18 protein-coding genes are annotated in these 21,664 nt (G+C 63.0%); 2 read left to right on the plus strand and 16 right to left on the minus strand.

Annotated elements, in window-relative coordinates; translation table 11 throughout:
* Positions 1-51: 51 nt before the first annotated feature.
* From mazG to cysM, 4 genes are read right to left on the minus strand one after another with little or no spacing between them, the layout of a single operon-like run.
* Positions 52-960 carry a nucleoside triphosphate pyrophosphohydrolase gene (mazG, locus tag KUV86_RS15430; protein ID WP_222485471.1) on the minus strand — a complete coding sequence of 303 codons (909 nt, stop codon included), beginning with the start codon at positions 958-960 and terminating at the stop codon, positions 52-54.
* Positions 957-3,215, minus strand: a complete 2,259-nt coding sequence (gene relA / locus KUV86_RS15435; RefSeq protein ID WP_222163056.1) for a GTP diphosphokinase — start codon at positions 3,213-3,215, stop codon at positions 957-959. Before relA ends, mazG begins: the two co-directional genes overlap by 4 nt.
* Positions 3,208-4,677 (minus strand): 23S rRNA (uracil(1939)-C(5))-methyltransferase RlmD, encoded by a 1,470-nt coding sequence (gene rlmD / locus KUV86_RS15440; RefSeq protein WP_222485473.1) that lies wholly within the window; start codon positions 4,675-4,677, stop codon positions 3,208-3,210. The genes relA and rlmD overlap by 8 nt, the downstream gene beginning before the upstream one ends.
* 1 nt (position 4,678) lies before the next feature.
* Complete coding sequence (gene cysM, locus KUV86_RS15445; protein ID WP_206937626.1) at positions 4,679-5,575, minus strand: cysteine synthase CysM; 897 nt, start codon at positions 5,573-5,575, stop codon at positions 4,679-4,681.
* A gap of 143 nt (positions 5,576-5,718) precedes the next feature.
* Between cysM and KUV86_RS15450 the strand changes: the two genes are divergently transcribed.
* Positions 5,719-8,562 (plus strand): ATP-binding protein, encoded by a 2,844-nt coding sequence (locus tag KUV86_RS15450; protein WP_222485475.1) that lies wholly within the window; start codon positions 5,719-5,721, stop codon positions 8,560-8,562.
* On the opposite strand, the gene acpS is transcribed toward KUV86_RS15450, so the two are convergent.
* The 12 genes from acpS to rpoE form a co-directional block, all read right to left on the minus strand.
* Positions 8,559-8,960 carry a holo-ACP synthase gene (acpS, locus tag KUV86_RS15455; RefSeq protein ID WP_222485476.1) on the minus strand — a complete coding sequence of 134 codons (402 nt, stop codon included), beginning with the start codon at positions 8,958-8,960 and terminating at the stop codon, positions 8,559-8,561. The genes KUV86_RS15450 and acpS overlap by 4 nt on opposite strands.
* A 27-nt stretch (positions 8,961-8,987) precedes the next feature.
* A complete protein-coding gene (pdxJ, locus tag KUV86_RS15460; protein ID WP_222485478.1) occupies positions 8,988-9,797 on the minus strand; it encodes a pyridoxine 5'-phosphate synthase in 810 nt (269 codons plus the stop codon).
* Between the two features lie 294 nt (positions 9,798-10,091).
* Entirely contained in the window at positions 10,092-10,790 is a 699-nt protein-coding gene (gene recO / locus KUV86_RS15465; RefSeq protein WP_222485480.1) for a DNA repair protein RecO, read from the minus strand.
* A gap of 62 nt (positions 10,791-10,852) precedes the next feature.
* Entirely contained in the window at positions 10,853-11,752 is a 900-nt protein-coding gene (gene era, locus KUV86_RS15470) for a GTPase Era (RefSeq protein ID WP_206937566.1), read from the minus strand.
* The gene (gene rnc / locus KUV86_RS15475; RefSeq protein ID WP_222163050.1) at positions 11,749-12,438 is read right to left on the minus strand and encodes a ribonuclease III; all 690 of its coding nucleotides are present in this window, start codon (positions 12,436-12,438) and stop codon (positions 11,749-11,751) included. Before rnc ends, era begins: the two co-directional genes overlap by 4 nt.
* A gap of 57 nt (positions 12,439-12,495) precedes the next feature.
* Positions 12,496-13,299, minus strand: coding sequence for a signal peptidase I (lepB, locus tag KUV86_RS15480; RefSeq protein WP_206937539.1), 804 nt, complete (start codon positions 13,297-13,299; stop codon positions 12,496-12,498).
* 92 nt (positions 13,300-13,391) lie between these two features.
* Complete coding sequence (lepA, locus tag KUV86_RS15485; protein WP_206937537.1) at positions 13,392-15,209, minus strand: translation elongation factor 4; 1,818 nt, start codon at positions 15,207-15,209, stop codon at positions 13,392-13,394.
* Positions 15,210-15,419: 210 nt separating this feature from the next.
* On the minus strand, positions 15,420-16,844 hold the full coding sequence (locus KUV86_RS15490) for a DegQ family serine endoprotease (RefSeq protein WP_222163049.1): 1,425 nt from the start codon (positions 16,842-16,844) through the stop codon (positions 15,420-15,422).
* Positions 16,845-17,002: 158 nt separating this feature from the next.
* Positions 17,003-17,473: a SoxR reducing system RseC family protein gene (locus KUV86_RS15495; protein ID WP_222485482.1), complete on the minus strand. Its 471-nt coding sequence runs from the start codon at positions 17,471-17,473 to the stop codon at positions 17,003-17,005.
* Entirely contained in the window at positions 17,470-18,513 is a 1,044-nt protein-coding gene (locus tag KUV86_RS15500) for a MucB/RseB C-terminal domain-containing protein (RefSeq protein WP_222485484.1), read from the minus strand. The genes KUV86_RS15495 and KUV86_RS15500 overlap by 4 nt, the downstream gene beginning before the upstream one ends.
* A gap of 138 nt (positions 18,514-18,651) precedes the next feature.
* Entirely contained in the window at positions 18,652-19,374 is a 723-nt protein-coding gene (locus KUV86_RS15505; protein WP_206937510.1) for a sigma-E factor negative regulatory protein, read from the minus strand.
* A gap of 266 nt (positions 19,375-19,640) precedes the next feature.
* Positions 19,641-20,246 (minus strand): RNA polymerase sigma factor RpoE, encoded by a 606-nt coding sequence (gene rpoE, locus KUV86_RS15510; protein ID WP_206937507.1) that lies wholly within the window; start codon positions 20,244-20,246, stop codon positions 19,641-19,643.
* Positions 20,247-20,547: 301 nt separating this feature from the next.
* Here rpoE and KUV86_RS15515 point away from each other — a divergent pair, with 301 nt between their 5' ends.
* Positions 20,548-21,621, plus strand: coding sequence for a 3-deoxy-7-phosphoheptulonate synthase (locus KUV86_RS15515; protein WP_206937503.1), 1,074 nt, complete (start codon positions 20,548-20,550; stop codon positions 21,619-21,621).
* Positions 21,622-21,664 lie beyond the last annotated feature (43 nt).

The raw sequence follows: 21,664 nt of genomic DNA on the forward strand, positions 1-21,664 counted from the left end.
GGGACCCCTGACGCCGGCCCCACTACGTTGTGGTGGTAAGGTGCCCGTGGATCAGTCGGCGCCAGCCAAGCCCTGGTGTGGCGGCGAGGCCTGCTCGCGTTCTGGCTGCTTGCGTTCAGGCTGCTCGCGCTCCAGCCGCTTCGCCTCCTGCCAGCGCTCTTCCATCTGTTCGAGGGAGGCACGCTCCAGCGCCGTGCCCTGCTCCACCAGTGCCCTTTCCATATAACGAAAGCGCCGTTCGAAGCGTCCGTTGGTGCCCCTGAGGCAGGCCTCCGGGTCGACGCCAAGCCGGCGTGCCAGGTTGACCGTGGCAAACAGCAGATCCCCCACCTCACTGGCCGCGTGGTCGTGATCGCCGGCCTCCAGGGCCTCGCGCACCTCGGCCAGTTCTTCCTCCAGCTTGTCCATCACTCCAACCGCATCGGGCCAGTCGAAGCCGGCCCGCGCCGCCCGCTTGGACAACTTGGACGCGCGGCTGAGGGCAGGCAGTGTGCGCGGCACATCATCCAGCGCCGATACATGACGGGCCTCGCCCTCGGCACGGCTCTCCCGCTCGGCCGCCTTCAGCGACTCCCAGCGCGACTTCACCTGACGCGTCTCGACCTCGGCCGCGGACTCACCCTGCCGGCGAGACTCCAGGGTGCCGTCCACAAACACATGTGGGTGGCGCTTGAGCATCTTGTCGGTCAGCACATGCACCACATCATGGAAATCGAAACGCCCTTCCTCGCGGCCGAACTGACTGTAGTAGACCACTTGAAACAGCAGATCCCCCAACTCACCAGGAAGCTCGTCAAACGCCCGGCGCTCGATGGCGTCAGCCACCTCGTAGGCTTCCTCCAGGGTGTGGGGCACGATGGAGTCCCAGTGCTGCTTGACGTCCCACGGGCAGCCCTGTTGAGGGTCCCGCAGCACGCGCATCAGCGTGAGCAGATCGTCGATGTCGTAGCGTCGACTCATCCTCGCGACCTCCCCTGGGCGCGCTTGCGCTTGACCTCGATGATGTTGGGCAACTGCTGGATCCGCGAGAACAGTCGCTCCAGCGTCTCCAGACCATCCACCTCGGCGGTGATCGACAGCCTGGCGATGCCATCGTCGGTATCGGTGCGCGTATTCACCGACAGCACGTTGACCTTGTCCTGGCCCAGCACGGCAGTGACATCCCGCAGCAGGCCGGATCGATCCCAGGCAAGGATCTCGATGTCGACCGGATACTGGTTGCTCGCCCGCGACCCCCACTCGACTTCGATGACCCGCTGGGGCTCGTCGACCCTCAGTTGCAAGATATTGGGACAGTCCTGACGATGAATCGACACCCCACGCCCCTGGGTAATAAAGCCGACAATCGGCTCCCCGGGCATCGGATGGCAGCAATTGGCCATGTTGGTCTTGAGATTGCCCACCCCCAGCACCGTGATGTCGCCATCCGGGGTCTTGGCGGGACGCTGACGCTGCTTGGCCAGCAGTCGGTCCAGGTGTTCCTGCTCGTCGCTGTCGCCGAACAGCTGCTGGGCCTGATGCAGCACCTGACCGATGCGCAGATCCCCGGCGCCAAGCGCAGCATACATGTCATCTGCGTTGGCGTAGTTGACCTTCTTCGCCAGGGTGTCCAGATCCATGTCGTGCACATCGAGACGCTTCATCTCACGCTCGAACAGTGCCTTGCCTTCCTCGACGTTCTGGTCTCTGGCCTGGTGCTTGAACCAGGACTGGATCTTGGCCCTGGCCCTGGAAGTGCGCACGAAGCCCAGGTTCGGATTGAGCCAGTCACGGCTTGGCGCGCTCTTGTTGGCGGTAAGGATCTCCACCTGCTGGCCAGTCTTGAGCTTGTACGTCAGCGGCACAATGCGTCCGTTGACCTTGGCACCGCGACAGCGATGGCCGACCTCGGTATGCACCCGGTAGGCAAAGTCGATGGGGGTGGCGACCCGTGGCAAGTCGATGACATGGCCATCCGGGGTGAACACATAGATGCGATCCGGAGCCACATCGCTGGTCAGGCCCTCTCGCAGATCGCCGAACTCGCCGACCTCCTCGTGCCATTCCAGCACCTGGCGCAGCCAGGCGATCTTCTCTTCGTAGCTGTCGCTGCGGGCGTTGGTGTCGTGGCCCTTGTAGCGCCAGTGGGCACACACGCCCAGCTCCGCTTCTTCGTGCATGGCGAAGGTGCGAATCTGGATCTCGAGCACCTTGTTTTCCGGACCGATGACCGCCGTATGAAGCGACTGGTAGCCGTTCTTCTTGGGATTGGCGATGTAGTCGTCGAACTCGTCCGGCACCGTGTGCCAGCGGGAATGGACAATGCCGAGCATGGTGTAGCAGTCCTGGACGCTCGGCACCAGAATACGGACCGCGCGAACGTCATGGACCTGGGAGAAGTCGATCCGCTTGCGCTTCATCTTGCGCCAGATCGAAAAGATATGTTTTGCCCGCCCATCCACCTGGAAATCATGGATACCCTGCGCCGACATCAACGTCTTGAGGGTGTCCACCACTTCCTGAATATAACGATCACGGTCCAGGCGCTTCTCGGCCAACTGCCGCGCCACGGTCTTGTAGTCGTCCTCATGCAGGTAGCGGAACGACAGGTCCTCGAGCTCCCACTTGAGGTGACCGATGCCCAGACGATGCGCCAGCGGTGCATAGATATCGAAGACTTCTCGAGCGACCCGAACCTGCTTCTCCCGCGGCGCGTCCCGGACCTGACGAAGGGCGCAGGTACGCTCGGCGATCTTGATCAATGCCACGCGAACGTCATCGATCATGTTGACCAGCATCTTGCGCAGATTATCCTGCTGATCCTGCTGCTGCAGCCCCGGTGTGCTGGTCTGGGTGTTGCTGATGGCAGCCATCTGCAGCACGCCTTGAATCAAGCGGGCAACCTCATCACCGAAGCGCTTGGCCACCTGCTCGGGCTGGATCAGCTTCTCACGCACGGCACGATAGAGCACCGCCGCCTCGATGGCGGTCTGGTCCAGCCGCAGCTCACCCAGAATGTCCGCCATCTCGAGCCCCATGCGGAAGCTTGAGCCATCCTTCAGCCAGGACTTGTGGGGGCGCTCCGACGTCTGTTCCAGCGACTCCGCCAAGCGGCAGGCCTCAGCAAGCTCACTGGCGTCAGCGAGTTTGACATCCTCCTGCAGCCGCGCCACCCACTGGTCGATATCGACCCGACCCTCCGCATTCAGCGGCTGGTCTTCCCGCACTTTAACCATCTCTCCTGACTCCTTGGCGTGGCGACGACGTTGGACGCTCGAGCAACACCATCGACTCCAGGTGCGAGGTGTGCACGAACATGTCTGCCATGGCCACTCGTCGCAGACGATAGCCTCCCTGCAACAAATGTGCCGTATCGCGAGAAAGGGTGGAGGGATCGCAAGCAATATACAAGACCCTGGGCACCGTACTTTTGGCCAGTGCCCGACATAACGCCTCGGCGCCATCACGGGGCGGGTCAAGCACCACCACGCCGATGGACGGGTCTTGCAACAGCCTCTCCACCTGGGTCTGGTCATGCAGATTGGCCTGGCCGGCCGCCACATCAACGCCAACGCGCTGGGCATTGTCGTGCAAGCGCTCGACCATCTGCGCAGCGCCCTCCCAGGCCGCGACCTGATACCCGGCCGCCGCCAGGGGAAGGCTGAAATTGCCGATGCCCGCGAACAGGTCCAACAGGGGCTCGTCTGGCGCCCCAGGCGCGCCGAGCCACGCCAGGGCGGTCGCCACCATCAGTCGATTGACCTCGTCATTGGCCTGCAGAAAATCGCCAGGCGCAATCCCCAGCGCCATGCTGCCCTGGGCGGATGGCACCTGCACGGTGAGCGCGGCGCGGGGCTCGATCACCCAGGCGAAGGACGGAGACTGCCGGCCGGACAGCAGCGCCAGGGCCACCCCGTGGTGCTGTGCCCATTGCTGCCAGAGGTCGAGATCTTGCGCATGCTCGCGCAGCTGGCGGACCACCAACGTCACCTGATCGTCACTGGCGAGAAGTTCCACGTGTCCCACCAGTCGCGGTGATGCCAGGGCCGACAGCTGCTGGTGCAACGCTGGCAGCAGTGCCGCCAGCTCTGGCACCAACACGGTGCACGAGGTCACCGACACCAAGCGGTGACTGCGCCTGGCACGAAACCCCATGTGGACGACGCCTTCAGCATCGACCCTGACGCCAAGACGCGCGCGACGCCGATACCCCTCGGTATCGGTCGCCAGCACCTCGATACTGTCGATCTCTGCCTGGATCCCCTGGCGAGCCAGCAGATCGGACAACACCGCGGCCTTGTGCCGGCGCTGACCGCTGCGGGACAGGTGCTGCAGATCACAGCCGCCACAGCGGTCATTGTAGGGGCACGGTGGCGTAACCCGGTCCGGCGAGGGGTCGATCAGCTGGCGTACATGCGCCTCATCAAAACGCTTGCGCGTCAGGTGAACCGCCACCTCGACGCGCTCGCCAGGCAGGGCAGCGTCGATGAAGACCGTCTTGCCGTCCGCGCCGCGGGCAATTCCTCTGCCATCATGGGCCAGGCCGTGAACGTCGACCAGGCCCTCTTGCGCCAGCTCCTGGTGTACCATTCCCTTGGCAGCTTGCGACGGAGCCGCTTGACGCTCCCTGGCCTGCTGGCCGGAAAGTCCAGAGCCACCAGAGGCACAACGCGGCGGACGGCGTTTTCCCAATCCCACGTCAAGCCTCCGGAGCCAACAGGCCGGTGGACAGGTAGCGATCCCCCCGGTCGCAGACGATAAACACGATCACGGCGTTCTCGACCTGCTCTGCCACCCGCAGGGCGCCCGCCAGGGCGCCACCGGAAGACACTCCGGCAAGAATGCCCTCCTCGCGGGCCAGGCGGCGCATGTGAACCTCGGCCTCCTGCTGGCCAATATCGAGCACCCGATCGACCCGTTCTGGCTCGAAAATCTTCGGCAGATACGCCGCTGGCCAACGACGGATACCGGCGATGCTGGCACCGTCCTCCGGCTGCAGGCCGATGATCTGGATATCGTCGCGCTGCTCCTTGAGATAGCGAGACACGCCCATGATGGTCCCGGTGGTCCCCATGGAACTGACGAAGTGCGTGATCTGACCATCGGTCTGCTGCCACAGCTCTGGTCCCGTGGTGCGGTAGTGACCGAGCGGATTGTCGGGATTGGCAAACTGGTCCAGTGCCTTGCCCTCGCCCTTGGCGACCATGGTGTCGGCCAGGTCTCGGGCCGCCTCCATGCCACCTTCCTTGCTGACCTCGATCAGCTCCGCACCGTAGGCTGCCATCGCCTGCTTACGCTCACTCGACGCACTCTCCGGCATGATCAGAACCATACGATAGCCCTTCATCGCGGCCACCATCGCCAAGGCGATACCTGTGTTGCCGGAGGTCGCCTCGATCAGGGTGTCTCCCGGGGCAATATCGCCTCGCCGCTCGGCTTCGTCGAACATCGACAGCGCCGGCCGATCCTTGACCGACCCCGCCGGGTTGTTGCCTTCCAGCTTGGCCAGCAACACATTGTTGCGACCTGCGGTGATTCGCTTGAGCCGAACCAGCGGCGTATGACCGACCAGCTGTTCGAGATAGGGGAAATCCATCACGCTTTCCTTGTAACGTCGTCTGCGGCCATTATATCGACGCCCCTCGCGACTGGACAGGCGTGCTCACTTGGGGTGACATGGAACGTGCGCCGTGACGGGTTCCCGCCCCGGCACACCTGTAACTCGGCAAGGACTGTGCCATGAGCGTGAAGACAAGGTTGATGCTGGCCCTGGTGGGGCTGCCGCTGGTGCTGCTCAGCCTGGCCGTCGGCCTGACCGTGCAGCAACAGCATGACCTGCGTCAATCGGCACTGGAACAGAACCTGGTTACCGCCACCCAGCTGGTCGCGCCGACGCTCGGCTCGGCGCTGTCGCTGGGGGATACGCCGGGGGTGCAGGCCGCGGCCAACCGGTTGATGGATATCACCAGCATTCGCGCACTGCGCCTGATCCATCGCGACCAGAGCGTAATTGAGCTTGGACGCCTGCGAGGGGCCGCTCTGGACGCCACCCCAGGGGGCCAGGCCCAACTGACCAGACACTACCGCCAATGGGTGATGACGGTACCGGTCCCGGGCGTCACCGCCGCCTACCTGATCCTCGACGTCGACGCATCACTCCTGCTGCTGGCCACCTACAGCCACCTGGCCAGAGCCGCGGTGGCGCTGCTGGTCAGTGGGCTGCTGCTGTTTCTGGTCGCGCTGACCCTGAGCCGACGCCTGACCCGGCCCATGGACGACATTTCCCACCTGCTGGATCAGCTGGCCGCAGGCCGCCAGCCTAGCCATCTTGCCCTGGACCAGCCTCGGGAGCTGGCGGCGCTGGGCAGTCGTGTCAACGCCTTGATCGACCACCAGGCCCAGGCGCGAGACGACCTTCAACAGCAGATTGAGCACGCCACTGCAGAATTGCAGGAGTCGATGGAAACCATCGAGGTGCAGAACATCGAGCTGGATCTGGCCCACCGACAGGCGGTGGAGGCCAACCGCGTGAAATCGGAATTCCTGGCCAACATGAGCCATGAGATTCGCACCCCCCTGAACGGCATCATCGGCTTCTGCCGCTTGATTGGTCGCTCCTCTCTCGACACCCGCCAACGGGAGTGGCTCGATCAGGTACAGCGCGCCTGCGACAACCTGCTGTCTCTGGTCAACGATGTGCTGGACTTCTCCAAGCTGGAAGCGGGCAAGCTGATTCTGGAAAACGTGCCGGTGGACATTCAGTCGCTGGTCGACGAAGTGCTGGGACTGCAGGCCCCGCTGGCTCAACAAAAAGGCCTGCAGCTGCTGAGCCTGGTCTACGATGACGTGCCAGAGGAGTTCATTGGTGATCCCCTGCGCATCCGCCAGATCGTCACCAACCTGGTCAACAACGCCATCAAGTTCACCGAGCGCGGCGATATCATCGTCAGGGTCATGGTCGAAGACACCCAGCATGAGCCCATGAAGCTTCGGATCAGCGTCAGTGACACCGGTATCGGACTCAGTGACAGCCAACAACGACGTCTGTTTCAGGCTTTCCGTCAGGCCGCTGCGAGCCATACCCGCCAGTACGGCGGGACGGGTCTGGGGCTTGCCATTTCGCGCCAGCTGGTGGAACAGATGGGCGGCATCATCGGCGTCGACAGCAGTCCTGGACGGGGCTCGACCTTTCACTTCACCCTGCCCTTGGCCGGCATCACGGGAGGCAGCCGCACGCCAGAGCTGTCCCTTGACCAGATGCCGATCTTTGTCGAGGAACCCCACGGCGCCACCCGCCGCGCCCTGCTGCACCTGCTCAACCAATGGGAAGGCCGCGTCGTGGAGAGCCCACAGCAGGCGCGCCTGGCGCTCGAGGCGATACCTGTCGAGGAGCTGGAAGGCCCAGAGCTCGTCCAACTGCGTGAGCGACTGAATGGCCGCAGCTGCCCCACCCTGCTGTTGATCAACGCGGGCCTGCCGGACATCCCGGCGCTGGAGCTACCGCACCATGTGCGAGTGCTGTCAAAGCCCCTCGCACGCCAGGCGCTGGCCAACGCGCTGGAACCGATCATCGCCCTGACCAAGACGCCTTCGGTGACGGCACTGCCTGCACCGGAGGCCGCCCTGCCACCGCCGGCCAACGAGCAGGCACTGACAGTCGACCACGCTGCCGGCACCGCTGGACCGGCGAACGCGCCACGGGACCGTCAGACAGAGATCAACAGCGACGCAGCAACACCACAGCCCGGCGGAGCTGTCGCTAGTGACGATCACGCAACCAGCGAGACGGCACAGCTACTGGTGGTGGACGACAGCGAAACCAACCGACTGCTGCTGCGCGAGCTGGTGGAAAGCCCGCGGCGACGGGTTACCCTGGCCAGCAGCGGCGAAGAGGCTCTGGCGCTCGCCCAACAGCAACTCTATGACCTGGTACTGATGGACATTCGCATGGGCGGCATGGATGGCGTGGAGACAGCCCGTGCGATCCGGCAACTCAGTGCCGAGTGGGCCGAACGACCGATTATCGCGGTGACCGCCCACGTACTCGAGAGCCAGCGGAGGGAATTGCTGGCCAACGGCATGAATGACGTACTGATCAAGCCGCTGGATACGACCCGACTCGATGAGCTGCTGACACTCAGACTGGGGAGTGGACTGGAGGAAGAGACACCGCAAGCGCCCCCCACTGCACCCACCCGCGAAGAAGACCTTCCGGACATCGATATCGCGCTGGGAGCGCGACTGGCGGGGGGACGCGAGCCCCTGGCGCGTCAACTGCTGGCGACCCTGGCGGCCTCCCTCGAGCAGACCCGCCAGGAAATTCAGGCGGCACTGGAGGACGAGAACGAGGAAGCCCTGCTCGACGCCATCCATGCGCTGAACGGTGCCTGCCGATACTGCGGCGTACCGCGCATGGCGTTGCTGGTCGAGACCCTCGAAACGCGCCTGCGCTCCCGCGGTATCGACGACGTCCGCCCCCTGCTACCCAGCCTGCAACACGCCATGGAACAGGTCGAACGCTGGCAGGCATCCTCCGGCGAAGTGCCCCTGGAAGCCCCAAGGGACCGCGAGTCACACCGCTAGTCTGGCCGCCTGGAGAGATCGCCGCCCTCGATCACGACGAAGGCGACCACCACATCGCTTTCATCGCTCAAGGACAGATGGCAGCGCGACATGCCGGCTTCCCCCGCAAGGCGCAGGGCTTCTCCCGACAGCGCAATATGGGGGCGCCCAAGAGCATCGTTGACGACCTCGATCTCGGTCCAGCGCATGCCCTGGCGCAGGCCCGTGCCCAGCGCCTTGACCCATGCCTCCTTGGCCGCAAAACGCTTGGCCAGGAAGGCGCTGGGGCGCGGGGCATGGGGGTAGCGCAACAATTCCTTGGGCCCCAGGATACGCTGGGCAAAGCGCGGCCCATGGCGGACCACGGCGGCCTCGAAGCGCTCAATCCGCGCGATGTCGGTACCGATTCCGAGAATCATCAGCCGCGCCCCCCTGACACGCTGACATCAATGGGCATGATCGTGGTCGTGGTCGTGGTCGTGGTCGTGGTCAAACTCCTCGATGGCCGCCACCAGGCCGGCCTCGTAGCCCGACAGCATCAACCGCTTCATCTCTGCCACGGCCTCCTTGAGCCCCACAAACAGCGCGCGCGCGATGATGGCGTGACCGATGTTAAGTTCGTGCAGCCCGGGAATGGCCGCCACCGCTTCCACATTGTGATAATGCAGACCATGTCCCGCATTGACGATCAGCCCTAGCTCCACGGCCATCTCGGCGCCAGCCACGATACGCTGATACTCGCGGCGTGACTCCAGGTCCGATGTCGCTTCGGCGTAGGCCCCGGTGTGCAGCTCGATCACAGGCGCCCCGGCACGCCGGGCAGCGACAATCTGGTCGGGATCGGCATCGATGAACAGGGACACTTCGCAGCCCACCGCTGCCAGACGCTCGCAGGCGGCCTTGACCGCGTCAAACTGACCGACCACATCCAAGCCACCTTCGGTGGTCAGTTCTTCGCGCTTCTCGGGCACCAGGCAGACGTGTGCCGGACGGACCTCCTCGGCCAGGGCCAGCATCTCCTCGGTCACCGCCATCTCGAGGTTCATGCGCGTGTTCAGCACTTCAGCCAACACACGTACGTCACGCTCCTGAATATGGCGACGGTCCTCACGTAGATGCACGGTAATCCCGTCGGCACCCGCTTCTTCTGCCAACAAGGCAGCCTGGACCGGATCAGGGTAGCGAGTTCCTCGGGCCTGACGCAGAGTGGCAATGTGATCGATGTTGACGCCCAGCAGCAGTCTTGGGGGGTGCATCAGAGTTCTCCGTCTAGAGGGTGATGAGCGGCGCGCCATCACCGGTACCGGCAAGCCGAACGCGCTGCTCTAGCGCGCATGGTATCACCCCCATGCATCGATCGCTTGCGAGGTTCGGGGCGAGCATCAGTACCGCTCAGGGCTGTTTCTCTCAACGCTCAGGGCTGTATCCCACAACGCTCAAGGCTGTTTCTCACAACGCTCAAGGCTGTATCCCACAACGCTCAAGGCCGTATCCCACAACGCTCAGGGCTCGCTATATCCCGTATCGCTCAAGGCTGTTGCCCAACGCGCTCAAGGCTGTTGCCGGCGGCGTTGCGCCATGGACACCATCAACCCGCGCGAGCGCAGCGGTCGGTCCCCCAGCAAAGGGGCCAGGGCTGCCCTGCTGAGAACCTTGGCGGGACCGGCAAGGCCAGGCTCGCCCCAGTCGGCAGACGACAGCAGCTTCAGGGTGCGACCATCAAGCCCGCCGTCCGCGGCCACAAAGGTTCGGCTCGCTGGATCAAATCGATAGCGGGCCTGAGGATCCAGACTGGCACCGCTCGCCACGCTAAAGCGCGGTAAAGCGTCCAGCGCATCAAGCAGGGCGTACTCCAGGCGGCGCAGAGCTGACGCGCGGCTGGCGGGCACGGCCAGTGCGTCGACGGCCGAGGCATAGAACGCAAAGACCTGGGCCACGGGCAACTCCACCGGCAGCAGGCGCGTCAGCAGCTCGTTGGCATACAACCCGCACAGCAGCCCCTCACCCACCAGCATTGCCGCTGGGCCGCGAGACTCCATCAGTCTCAGGCGCTTCAGCTCACGCTCCCCCTGCCAGGTCAGGTGCAATGGGGCGAACGGCTGCAGCTGACCGCGTGCTCGGCTCTTGGGACGCTGCACGCCCTGAGCCACGGCGCGCACGCGGCCGTGGTCCAGGGTCAGCAATTCGACCAGGGCACTGGTCTCGCGATAGGGTCGCTTGTGTAAGAGAAAGGCGGGTTGCGGCTGCATGTCGCGTCGCGTCCGAAAAGAGGCAGCGAAGGGGCCGCCGGCCTGGCCGGCGGCGGAGGGCTTCAGTCGAGGTCGTAGCCGAGGCTCTTCAGCGCTCGCTCGTCATCGGACCAGCCACGCTTCACCTTGACCCACAGGTTGAGCATGACCTTCTTGTCGAGCGCCCGTTCCATGTCCAGGCGGGCTTCGCGGCCAATCTTCTTGATCCGATCGCCGCTCTCGCCAATCAGGATCTTCTTCTGCCCCTGGCGTTCCACCAGGATCAGCGCGCTGATGTGCACCACCCGGGCCTCGTCGCGAAACTCCTCGATCTCCACCGTCATCTGGTAGGGCAGCTCATCACCCAACTGACGCATGACCTTCTCGCGCACCATCTCGGCGGCCAGGAAGCGCATGCTCTTGTCGGTAACCTGGTCTTCCGGGAAGTAGTGAATGCCTTCAGGCAGGTGCTTGTCGATCTCGGCCTCAAGCTCGGGCACGTTGGTGCCGTGCTGGGCAGCAATCGGCACAACGGCGGCAAACTCACGCTTGTTGCCAAGCTCCGCGAGCCAAGGCAGCAATGACGCCTTGTCCTGCAGACGATCCACCTTGTTGACCGCCAGGATAACCGGTGCCTTCACGTTGGCCAGACGGTCCAGCACGATCTGGTCTTCTTCCGTCCAGCGCGTACGATCGACCAGGAACACCACGCAGTTCACATCACGCAGGGCCTGCACCGCCGCCTGGTTCATGAAGCGGTTGATGGCCTTGTTGCGATCCTTGCCGAGAATATGGATACCGGGCGTGTCCACGAAGATCGTCTGGGCTTCGCCTTCGGTCTTGATCCCGAGCACCTGATGGCGCGTCGTCTGCGGGCGACGTGACGTGATCGATATCTTCTGGCCAAGAATGCGATTCATCAGTGTCGACTTGCCGACGTTGGGTCGACCGACAATGGCCACAAATCCACAGGTCTGGCTCATGCGCTGGCTCCCTTCGGATCAAGACGCTTCAAGGCGCTTTCTGCCGCCATTTGTTCGGCGTGGCGACGGCTGGCTCCGGTGCCGGTCGTGTGTTCGTCGAGCATCTCGACGTGGCATTCGACGGTAAAGGTCTGGGCATGCGCCTCACCCTCCACCGAGGTCACCTCGTAACGCGGCAGCGGCGCCTGACGGGACTGCAGAAATTCCTGCAGGCGGGTCTTGGGGTCCTTCTGGGACTCCTTGAGGTCAATACGCCCCAGACGTTCCTCGAACCAGGCCAGCACACGGCTTCTGACCGTGTCCATACCCGCATCCAGATAGATCGCGCCGATCACCGCTTCGACGGCGTCGGCCAGAATCGACTCGCGGCGATGGCCGCCGCTCTTCATCTCGCCGGAGCCCAGGCGCAGACACTCCCCGAAGCGCATCTCCCGGGCCAGTTCCGCCAGCGTCTGTCCCTTCACCAGGCGGGCCCGCAGACGCGACAACTGCCCTTCCCGAGCTTCAGGGAAACGGGCAAACAAGGCCTCGGCAATGACAAAGTTGACGATCGAGTCACCGAGGAACTCGAGGCGCTCGTTATTTCGACCACCGTAACTGCGGTGGGTCATGGCCAATTCCAGAAGATCGGGGTTCTGGAAATCATGGCCAATTCGGCGACTGAAGGGAATCAGGGGATTGCTCACGACGCTCCTGTTAATTCTGTAATCTGACGATGGGGACACCTGGCCGCCAGGATGCGTTCAAGGAATCGACCGCACGCTGGCGAAACTCGGCAATCCACCGTCCCAATGCATCCACACTGCGAAGGCCTTGCCGACGATGTTTTCTTCGGGGATGAAGCCCCAATAGCGGCTGTCATTGGAATGGTCCCGGTTGTCACCCATGGCAAAGTACATGCCTTCAGGCACGACCACATCATGGACCAACGGGCTAGTAGCACGAGGATTATTGTAGATCTGATGCTGATGCTCGCCCAGCTGTTCGGAGAACAGCAGCTCGCCTGGAGCACTGTCGGGAGCATCGTCGAGCAACGTCTTGGGCACGGCCTCGCCATTGACGTAAAGCTGCCTGTCAACGTAGCGCAGGGTATCTCCCGGCACCGCCACGACCCGCTTGATGAAATTCACCGAGGGATCCTGGGGAAAGCGGAACACCATCACGTCTCCCCGCTCCGGCTCGTTGACGTCCAGCACCTTGGTATTGCTCACCGGCAGCCGAAGGCCGTAGGTAAACTTGTTGACCAGAATGAAGTCGCCGATCTCGAGGGTCGGACGCATCGAGCCCGAGGGAATCTGAAACGGTTCCACCACAAAGCTTCTGAGCACCAGCACCACCAGCAGCACTGGAAAGAAGGACCTGGCATAGTCCACCGGCCAGGGTTCCTTGCTGGCAAGGGTCCGCGCTGTGGTGCCTACCCCTTCGGTGGTGCCGGCTTCGGCCATCTCGGTGTGGGCTCGACGGCGAGGACGCCACCAGACCAGGTCGAGCAGCCAGATCAGGCCAGTGACGGCAACCGCGATCACCAGCAACAGGGAGAAGTCCATATCAGTCATTCCAGGTGGCTTGATAGACAATAGGGATCGGGCGGATGGCCCCGGCAACTACGCCGGGGCGTGCACCACGCCCGAGGGGAACGCTAGTCGTTCACCTTGAGTACGGCGAGGAAGGCGTCCTGAGGAATTTCCACGCGACCGACCTGCTTCATGCGCTTCTTGCCGGCCTTCTGCTTCTCGAGCAGCTTCTTCTTACGCGTCATGTCACCGCCGTAACACTTGGCGGTGACGTTCTTGCGCAGTGCCTTGACGGTCGAGCGCGCCACCACCTGACCACCGATGGCAGCCTGAATCGCCACGTCAAACATCTGACGGGGAATCAGCTCCTTCATCTTTTCCACCAGGATCCGGCCGCGGCTGTGGGCGTGATCACGATGGATGATGACCGCCAGCGCATCGACCCGATCACCGTTGATCAGGACGTCAAGACGCACCAGCTTGGCCGCTTCAAAGCGCTCGAAATTGTACTCGAGTGAGGCATAGCCCTTGGAGATCGACTTGAGTCGATCGAAGAAGTCCATGACCACTTCGCTCATCGGCAGTTCGTAGGTCAGCTGGATCTGGCTGCCCAGGAACAGCATGTCCTTCTGGGTACCGCGGCGCAGTTCGCACTCGCTGATCACGTTGCCGACAAACTCCTGGGGCACCAGGATGCTGGCCCGAACGATCGGCTCACGCATCTCTTCGACGTCCGCCATGTCAGGCAGCTTCGACGGGTTGGAAACGTAGCGAACCTCGCCGTTCTTCATTCCCAGTTCATAGACCACCGTGGGAGCGGTGGTCAGCAGGTCCAGGTCGTATTCGCGCTCCAGGCGCTCCTGAACGATTTCCATGTGCAGCGTGCCGAGGAAGCCGACGCGGAAACCAAAGCCAAGGGCATCCGAGTTTTCCGGCTCATAGTCCAGCGAAGCATCGTTCAGTGCCAGCTTTTCCAGGGCGTCACGGAAGTCCTCGTAGTCATCTGCGCTGACCGGGAACATGCCTGCGTACACCTGAGGCTTGACCTTCTGGAACCCGGGCAGACGCTTGACGTCAGGAGTCTTGGCGTGGGAAATCGTATCCCCCACCGGCGCCCCGTGGATGTCCTTGATACCGGCTACCACAAAGCCCACCTCGCCGGCGCGCAGGATATCGGTTTCCTTGCGCAGCGGCGTGAAGATCCCCACCTCGTTGGCCTGCCAGTCACGCCCGGTCGACAGAATGCGAATCTTCTCGCCCTTCTTCAATACGCCATCGAAGATACGGACCAGGGATACCACGCCAAGGTAGTTATCGAACCAGGAATCGATGATCAGCGCCTGCAGCGGCTTCTCGGGATCCCCCTTGGGCGGCGGGATGTCGCGCACCAGGCGCTCCAGCAAGGCGTCAATGCCCATGCCGCTCTTGGCGGAAACCTGGCAGGCATCGGTCGCGTCGAGGCCGATGATTTCCTCTACCTCGTGAGCCACCTTGTCCGGATCCGCCTGGGGCAGGTCCATCTTGTTAAGCACCGGCAACACCTCGAGGCCTTGCTCGATGGCGGTATAGCAGTTGGCGACGGACTGAGCTTCCACCCCTTGAGCGGCATCGACCACCAGCAACGCGCCCTCACAGGCGTACAGCGAACGCGACACCTCATAGGAAAAGTCGACGTGCCCTGGCGTATCGATGAAGTTGAGCTGGTAGGTCTGGCCATCATTGGCATGATAATCCAGCGTCACCGACTGGGCCTTGATGGTAATACCGCGCTCACGCTCCAGATCCATCGAATCCAGCACCTGATCCTTGAGCTCACGCTCGGTCAGGCCTCCGCAGTTCTGGATCAGGCGATCGGCCAGGGTAGACTTGCCATGGTCAATATGCGCGATGATCGAGAAGTTGCGTATATTATTGATTACCTTGCGGTTATCAGGTTCTGACATGCTGGATGATTCCATCTTGAGAACGCGCCGAAGGGCAACGAGAACAACCTTGCCTGGGTGACGCCGAGAAAAAGTTGGCGCCATTGTACCGGCATCCCCTGCCCCGCGCATCCCAAGCCGCATCGGCGGGCTGTTGTCGCGTGGCAGAAGACGACAACGCCCGGGGGTGAACCCGGGCGTTCGTCACCAGCAAAAAATGCCTGTTGGCGCTCAGTCGTCGGCCAGGCGCAGCGCCACGAACAGCGAGCGCCCATCGCGATACAGGCGCACCGGCACCGCACGATCAGCGGGCAATTCACGCACCAGCTGGCTCAACTGGCGGCCGCTTTCCACCGGCGTCTGATCCACACTGACGATGATGTCACCAGGGCGAATACCGGAAGCCGCCGCCACGCCACGGGGGTCCACATCGCTGACCCGCACACCAGCGTCGATGCCGTACTTGCCGAGCTCCGCCTCTGTCAGCGCCTGCACCGCAATCCCCAGACGGGCCGGCGAGGCGCTGCTGGAGGACTCACCACTGCCCCCAGCCAACGCTTCAGGCCAGTCGCCCACGGTGACCGTCAGGGTTTGCCGATCTCCTCCACGCAGCACGCTCAGCTCAACCTCACTGTCCGGGGCCACGCGACCAATCAAGCGCGGCAGGCTGCTGGAACGCTCGACGGCTTCGCCGTCCACTTCCAGCACGATATCCCCCGCTTCCAGACCGTCCCGGGCGGCAGGACCATCCGGGTCGACATCGGCGATCAAGGCGCCTTCTGGCCGCTCCATGCCAAAGGACTCTGCCAGATCCTTGGAGACCGGCTGAATCATCACGCCCAGCCAACCACGGGTGACATGGCCTTCGCTACGCAATTGATCGGCAATGTCCATGGCCACGTTGATCGGAATCGCGAACGACAGGCCCATGAAGCCGCCGCTACGGGTGAAGATCTGCGAGTTGATACCGATCACCTCGCCGTCCAGGTTAAACAGCGGACCGCCGGAATTCCCGGGGTTGATCGCCACGTCCGTCTGGATAAAGGGCACATAGGCATCCCGCGGCAAGGTGCGGTTGATGGCAGAGATGATGCCCGCCGTCACCGAATGATCAAAGCCGAAGGGCGAGCCGATGGCCGCTACCCACTCGCCAACCTTGAGGTCATCGGAGTCCCCCAGGGACAGCGTCGGCAGGTCACTGGCGTCGACCTTGAGCACCGCCACGTCGGTCTTCTCATCAGCACCGACCAGTTCGGCCTTGAGATCCCGACGATCATTGAGGCGAACCATGATCTCGTCGGCACCCTCCACCACATGGGCATTGGTCATGATGTAGCCATCGGCATCGATCACGAAACCAGAACCGAGCGACTGGCGCTCTTCGGTGTGGCCACCACCGCCACCGCCCGGGGGTACCGGAAAGCGATCCCCAAAGAAGTGACGGAAGATATCGGGAATCTCCTGACCGCCAAAGTTGCCAAAGGGCGTTGAATACCCCTCTGTCACGCGGGTCGTGGAAATATTGACGACGCCTGGGGCGGCCTCTTCGACCAACTCGGTGAAGTCGGGAAGATCCCTGGCCAGACTGGATTGGGCTACGACCATGCCCACCATCAGCGCCATCCACGTGGACAGGGTGCGAGTCATCGGCTTCATGCAAGGCTCCTGCTAGGACTCTGATTGCGAGAGAAGCGACCTGAGAGAGGCACGGAATACACCGCTCTGTGCGTCATCTATTCGATGCGTCCCTGGGGTCGCTACATGTTTTACCGTCGCCAGCGCAAAAGGTTCAATCGTTAGCGAGCAAGCCACCCTTAACGAGACCGCACCTCGGCCGCCTCGTCCGACACATCGACAGGCGCGCCCACCAACTGAGGGCGAAACTGTGCTCCCTGCCGCTGCAGATGACGACGCAGCAACGCCGCGCCGACCACCAGCCCAGCAACAAAGGCGAGAGGAGATGACCAGTGCTCCGGCCAGGCCAGCTCCACCAGCAGGGTCAGGCCCAACGCCACCCATAGCGGCAGCCCGTACATCAACACGCTGGCTCGCACCAGCGTCGCCGAGGCCAGCCTGATCGTCACAGGCTTGCCAATGGGAGGCCGGGATGTGCTCGCCACCTCAAGCTCACGGCGCTCAGGCGTGTCCTGGGACAGCCAACGGGCGCCGCAACCGCCCCGCGCAGCACACTGCCCGCAGCCAGGCTGAGGCTTCACCGCCACCCGAATACCGTCGCGGGTCCAGCCGATCACGGTCGCCTCTGCGGTGGCGCAGGACCCACTCATGATGACGCGCTCTGGCCGTCAGTCGTCAACGAGGGAGCCGATGACGCCTCTCCCATCTCCAGGGTCTCGACCACTCGGATCAATACGCTGGGGGGCAACTCACCGACGGCCACCACCTGGAGCAACTGTCCCTGCTGCTGAATCCGACGTACCGCGGCGTGACTGGCGCCCAGTCGGTGCACCCCAGGACGCAGCGCCCGCGCCCCGGCAACCGGCTCGACAAACAGGCTGATGGTCGACAGGCCATCACTGTAAAGCTTGTGACGACGGGGCTCATCGGTATCATCCGCCATCGCCATCAGGGGCTGGGCAACGAACCCACCCGGCAGCCAGCCGGCGCGCCAGGCGAGGGTCGCAGAGGACGCGGGGCGCTTCAGTTCGACCCTGCCCTGATAGCGCTGCGGCGGTGTCATCGCGACGACCTGGAAGGTATCCAGCACGCGCCCGTTGTCATCGATCAGCGCACGCTTTAGAGGAATCGCCGTTTCCCGGTCCAGCCACATGCGATAGCCGTAGCGCATGTCATCCAGGGGCAGCAGCTCGAGCCGCACCGAGGCCCGGTTGGCAATGCGCTCTTCACCGTCGAGTCGCAGGCGATAGAAATGGCTCAGATGCTTGACCAGGGCCTCGGGGGAAGCCGGTGCAGCACCCTCCGGGGAAGGCAGTTCGAAGCGAAAGGCACCGCCCTCTCGCAGCAGCGAACGATTAGGTCCATCAAGAAAGTGCAGGCGATCTCGCTCCACCCCCTGACGGATGTCTCGCGCTACCGACAGGGTAACCACCTCGTCATCGACAATCCGCACCGCGCGGGCCTGATACTGGTAGCAATGGGATGCCCACACACTGCGCTCGAACCATTCTCCCGGTTCAGAGGGAGGCGCCAGTGCAGGTAGCGCGGCACAGTCATAGACGCTCTGAACGTCAGCCGCCTCAGACGGCGCCCCGGCAAGCGCAGGGCTGGAGGAGACGGGCGCGCTCTGCGCCAGCGTCAGCGGAGAAAGGCACAGGCAGGCGAGAAGGAGCGTCAGCCGACCCGTCACGGAAGCATGCGGCCCTGCATATGGCATAGGAGGTGTGTCCCGACAGGCTTGTCATTAACGACGCCCGGCCCCATCAGGGGCCGGACAAATCCATCATGTGCGCAAGCGACAGTCATCGCTGCGGCAATCCGCGTCTGTTCAGCGCGCCTCGACGGGCGTACTGCGCAGCATCGGCATCCAGTTGTCGGCGCTGCTGAAGGCGGCGCCCTGGGCATGCCGATCAAGGTAGGACTGCAACAGCTGTGCCTGGGCCTGATCACTGACCCGGGACTGCTGGGCCGAAGGTGACAGCATCATCGGCGACGCCACCTGCGCACCGACCGTCATCAACCCGCTATTCGTTGCACCATTGCCGGCCCCGGACTGGAACATCGGCAAATCCATCAGCGAGGGACGCGAGGCCGCCACGCTGGCCAGCTCCGCGCCGGCATTGGCATTGGACACGCTGGCCGGCTGGGCGGCACCGTTTCCGGCGGCCAAGCCTGCAGTGCCAGCGGCAGGCGCGGCATCAAAGGACGAGTTGTAGAACTGCACGCCGCTGATCACCATCAACGACACCGCCGCCGCAATGCCAGCTCCGCGCGCCAGGCCAATGCCTCCACGCTGCGCTGTGCCTTGTGGGGACGACTCCACCAGCGGAGCAGGCTCATCCTCCAGTCGGGCCATGATGCCGGCCGACAGATCCACGGAGGGATCGGTATCTGTCTCGCGGCGCAGAGCAGACCGCATCAGATGGTAACGGCGCCAGCTTTCTGCGCTGTCCTGGTCGCCATCCAGTGCCTTCAGCACCCGACGCAGCTCCAGCTCGTCACCTTCATTGTCCATCAGGGCTGAAAGCGATTCCCGTGCGTTCAGACTCATTCTCCACACCTCATTTCGACGAAGCGTCACGCCTACAGGTCCAAGACCCTAGAATCGGCGTCAGGTTCCACTACCGAACTGCCTTAGTTCTGCCGCCTTGAAGCCAGCTACAGCGTGCGGCGTGAGGCAATGGAAGCCCAATGCATGTATCGGTCAGTCACTGGGTAAGACGCCCATTCTCGCCAACAGTTCATCTCAATTTGAAAAAAATGGGGAAGTCGCATGATTTGCCCTTTTCCCCAGGCCACTAAAGCCGCTCCTGCCACCTATTCAGACAGGGATTCCGCATTGCGCGACGTGGTCATCAGCGGCTGAATATGCTGATCCACTGCTTCCCGCGCGCGGAAGATGCGCGATCGCACGGTACCGACCGGACATTGCATGATCTGGGCAATATCTTCATAGGACAGACCGTCGAGCTCACGCAGGGTGATCGCGGTACGCAGGTCATCGGGCAGATTTTCGATGGCCTCGAACACGGCTGACTCTAGCTGATCCCGAGCAATCGAGGCCTCGGGCGTCTCGATGTCAGCAAGCCGACCGCTCATGTCCAGAATCTCGGCATCGTTGATGTCCAGATCACTGCCCGGCGGACGCCGACCACGTGATACCAGGTGGTTCTTGGCGGTGTTGATGGCAATACGGTACATCCAGGTATAGAAAGCACTCTCGGCCCGAAACTTGCCAAGTGCGCGATAGGCCTTGATAAAGGCCTCCTGAGCAACGTCCTGCACCTCGGCATGATCATTGATGTAGCGCCCGATCAGTCCGAGAATCTTGTGCTGATACTTCTTGACCAGAAGATCAAAGGCGCGGGTATCGCCCTTCTGGGCTCGCGCTACCAGTTGCTGGTCCGTTTCCTTGGCCGTCATCTCTCTCCTCCCCGACGGTGTCGGGCTGACGGCGCCGGACCCTCGGACTGGCCCGTGGCAACAGGGAAGCCCCTTTCACCCGTCGGCGACGTATAGGTCATAAGACTCGTCATGATAAAAGGCACAAGTGTTCCTGTTTCCGTGTCTCGCATCAAGCGTTCTCTGGCTCTATTTGTTGAAGCCGGTCGGACAGCGGATGCGCGACAAGGTTCCGTTGAACGATTGAAGTTTCCCTTGCCTCAAGGGATAGTAGGACCACGCAAAAACGTCAGCGCTGACACGATACACACAGGTAGACCTCATGTCCGACAAGCAGGTGAACAACCTCAACGTCCTGGCCCAGGATGTTCTCGTCACCCCAGAGCAATTGAAGCAGGAAATTCCACTGTCCGCCGAGGCAGAGGCCACGGTGATCGAAGGCCGCAAGACCGTCCAGAATATTCTCGACGGCAGCGACCCGCGCCTGCTGATGGTCGTCGGCCCCTGCTCCATCCACGACGTCGACGCAGCGCTGGATTACGCGCGCCGTCTGCGCCGCCTCGCCGATGAGGTAAAGGACAGCCTGTTCATCGTCATGCGCGTGTATTTCGAGAAGCCGCGCACCACCGTTGGCTGGAAGGGACTGATCAACGACCCTCACCTCAACGACTCCTTCGAGATCGAGGAAGGACTGCACATCGCTCGGCGCCTGCTGGTGGAACTGTCGGAGCTTGGCCTGCCACTGGCCACCGAAGCGCTTGACCCGATCTCCCCTCAGTACCTGCAGGACTGCATCAGCTGGTCGGCGATTGGTGCTCGCACCACCGAGTCTCAGACCCACCGCGAAATGTCGTCTGGCCTGTCCTGTCCGGTGGGCTTCAAGAACGGCACTGACGGCAGCCTGGACGTGGCGGTCAATGCGCTGCAGTCGGTGGCTCACCCCCATAACTTCCTCGGCATCGACCAGCAGGGCAAGGTCGCCATCATCCGCACCCGTGGCAATGCCTATGCCCACGTGGTTCTGCGCGGAGGCAACGGCAAGCCTAACTATGACAGCGTCAGCGTGGCGCTGGCGGAGCAAGAGCTGAAGAAGGCTGGGGTGAAGCCGAACATCATGATCGACTGCTCCCACGCCAACTCCAACAAGGACGCTGCCCTGCAGCCACTGGTGCTCGACAACGTCACCCACCAGATTCTGGACGGCAATCGCTCGATCATCGGGCTGATGGTCGAGTCCAACATCGGCTGGGGCAACCAGAAGATCAAGCAGGATCGCAGCGAAATGGCCTACGGCGTTTCGGTCACCGATGCCTGTATCGACTGGGACACTACCGTGGAAGCGCTGCGCGGCATGAACGAGCGCCTGGCCCCGGTACTGACCAAGCGCCTCGGCTAGCCCCACCAAGCCAGAGAGCTGGCTGCACCAGCGTCTTCACGCA

Origin of the sequence: Halomonas sp. DP8Y7-3, assembly GCF_019801675.1 — a bacterium.
GTDB lineage: Bacteria > Pseudomonadota > Gammaproteobacteria > Pseudomonadales > Halomonadaceae > Halomonas > Halomonas litopenaei_A.

Bases quoted from the DNA above. Each gene is read 5' to 3' on its own strand.
- mazG (WP_222485471.1), bottom strand. From the start codon at position 960: ATGAGTCGACGCTACGACATCGACGATCTGCTCACGCTGATGCGCGTG.
- relA (WP_222163056.1), bottom strand. From the start codon at position 3,215: ATGGTTAAAGTGCGGGAAGACCAGCCGCTGAATGCGGAGGGTCGGGTC.
- cysM (WP_206937626.1), bottom strand. From the start codon at position 5,575: ATGGATTTCCCCTATCTCGAACAGCTGGTCGGTCATACGCCGCTGGTT.
- KUV86_RS15450 (WP_222485475.1), top strand. From the start codon at position 5,719: ATGAGCGTGAAGACAAGGTTGATGCTGGCCCTGGTGGGGCTGCCGCTG.
- acpS (WP_222485476.1), bottom strand. From the start codon at position 8,960: ATGATTCTCGGAATCGGTACCGACATCGCGCGGATTGAGCGCTTCGAG.
- pdxJ (WP_222485478.1), bottom strand. From the start codon at position 9,797: ATGCACCCCCCAAGACTGCTGCTGGGCGTCAACATCGATCACATTGCC.
- recO (WP_222485480.1), bottom strand. From the start codon at position 10,790: ATGCAGCCGCAACCCGCCTTTCTCTTACACAAGCGACCCTATCGCGAG.
- era (WP_206937566.1), bottom strand. From the start codon at position 11,752: ATGAGCCAGACCTGTGGATTTGTGGCCATTGTCGGTCGACCCAACGTC.
- lepB (WP_206937539.1), bottom strand. From the start codon at position 13,299: ATGGACTTCTCCCTGTTGCTGGTGATCGCGGTTGCCGTCACTGGCCTG.
- lepA (WP_206937537.1), bottom strand. From the start codon at position 15,209: ATGTCAGAACCTGATAACCGCAAGGTAATCAATAATATACGCAACTTC.
- KUV86_RS15490 (WP_222163049.1), bottom strand. From the start codon at position 16,844: ATGAAGCCGATGACTCGCACCCTGTCCACGTGGATGGCGCTGATGGTG.
- KUV86_RS15495 (WP_222485482.1), bottom strand. From the start codon at position 17,473: ATGAGTGGGTCCTGCGCCACCGCAGAGGCGACCGTGATCGGCTGGACC.
- KUV86_RS15505 (WP_206937510.1), bottom strand. From the start codon at position 19,374: ATGAGTCTGAACGCACGGGAATCGCTTTCAGCCCTGATGGACAATGAA.
- rpoE (WP_206937507.1), bottom strand. From the start codon at position 20,246: ATGACGGCCAAGGAAACGGACCAGCAACTGGTAGCGCGAGCCCAGAAG.
- KUV86_RS15515 (WP_206937503.1), top strand. From the start codon at position 20,548: ATGTCCGACAAGCAGGTGAACAACCTCAACGTCCTGGCCCAGGATGTT.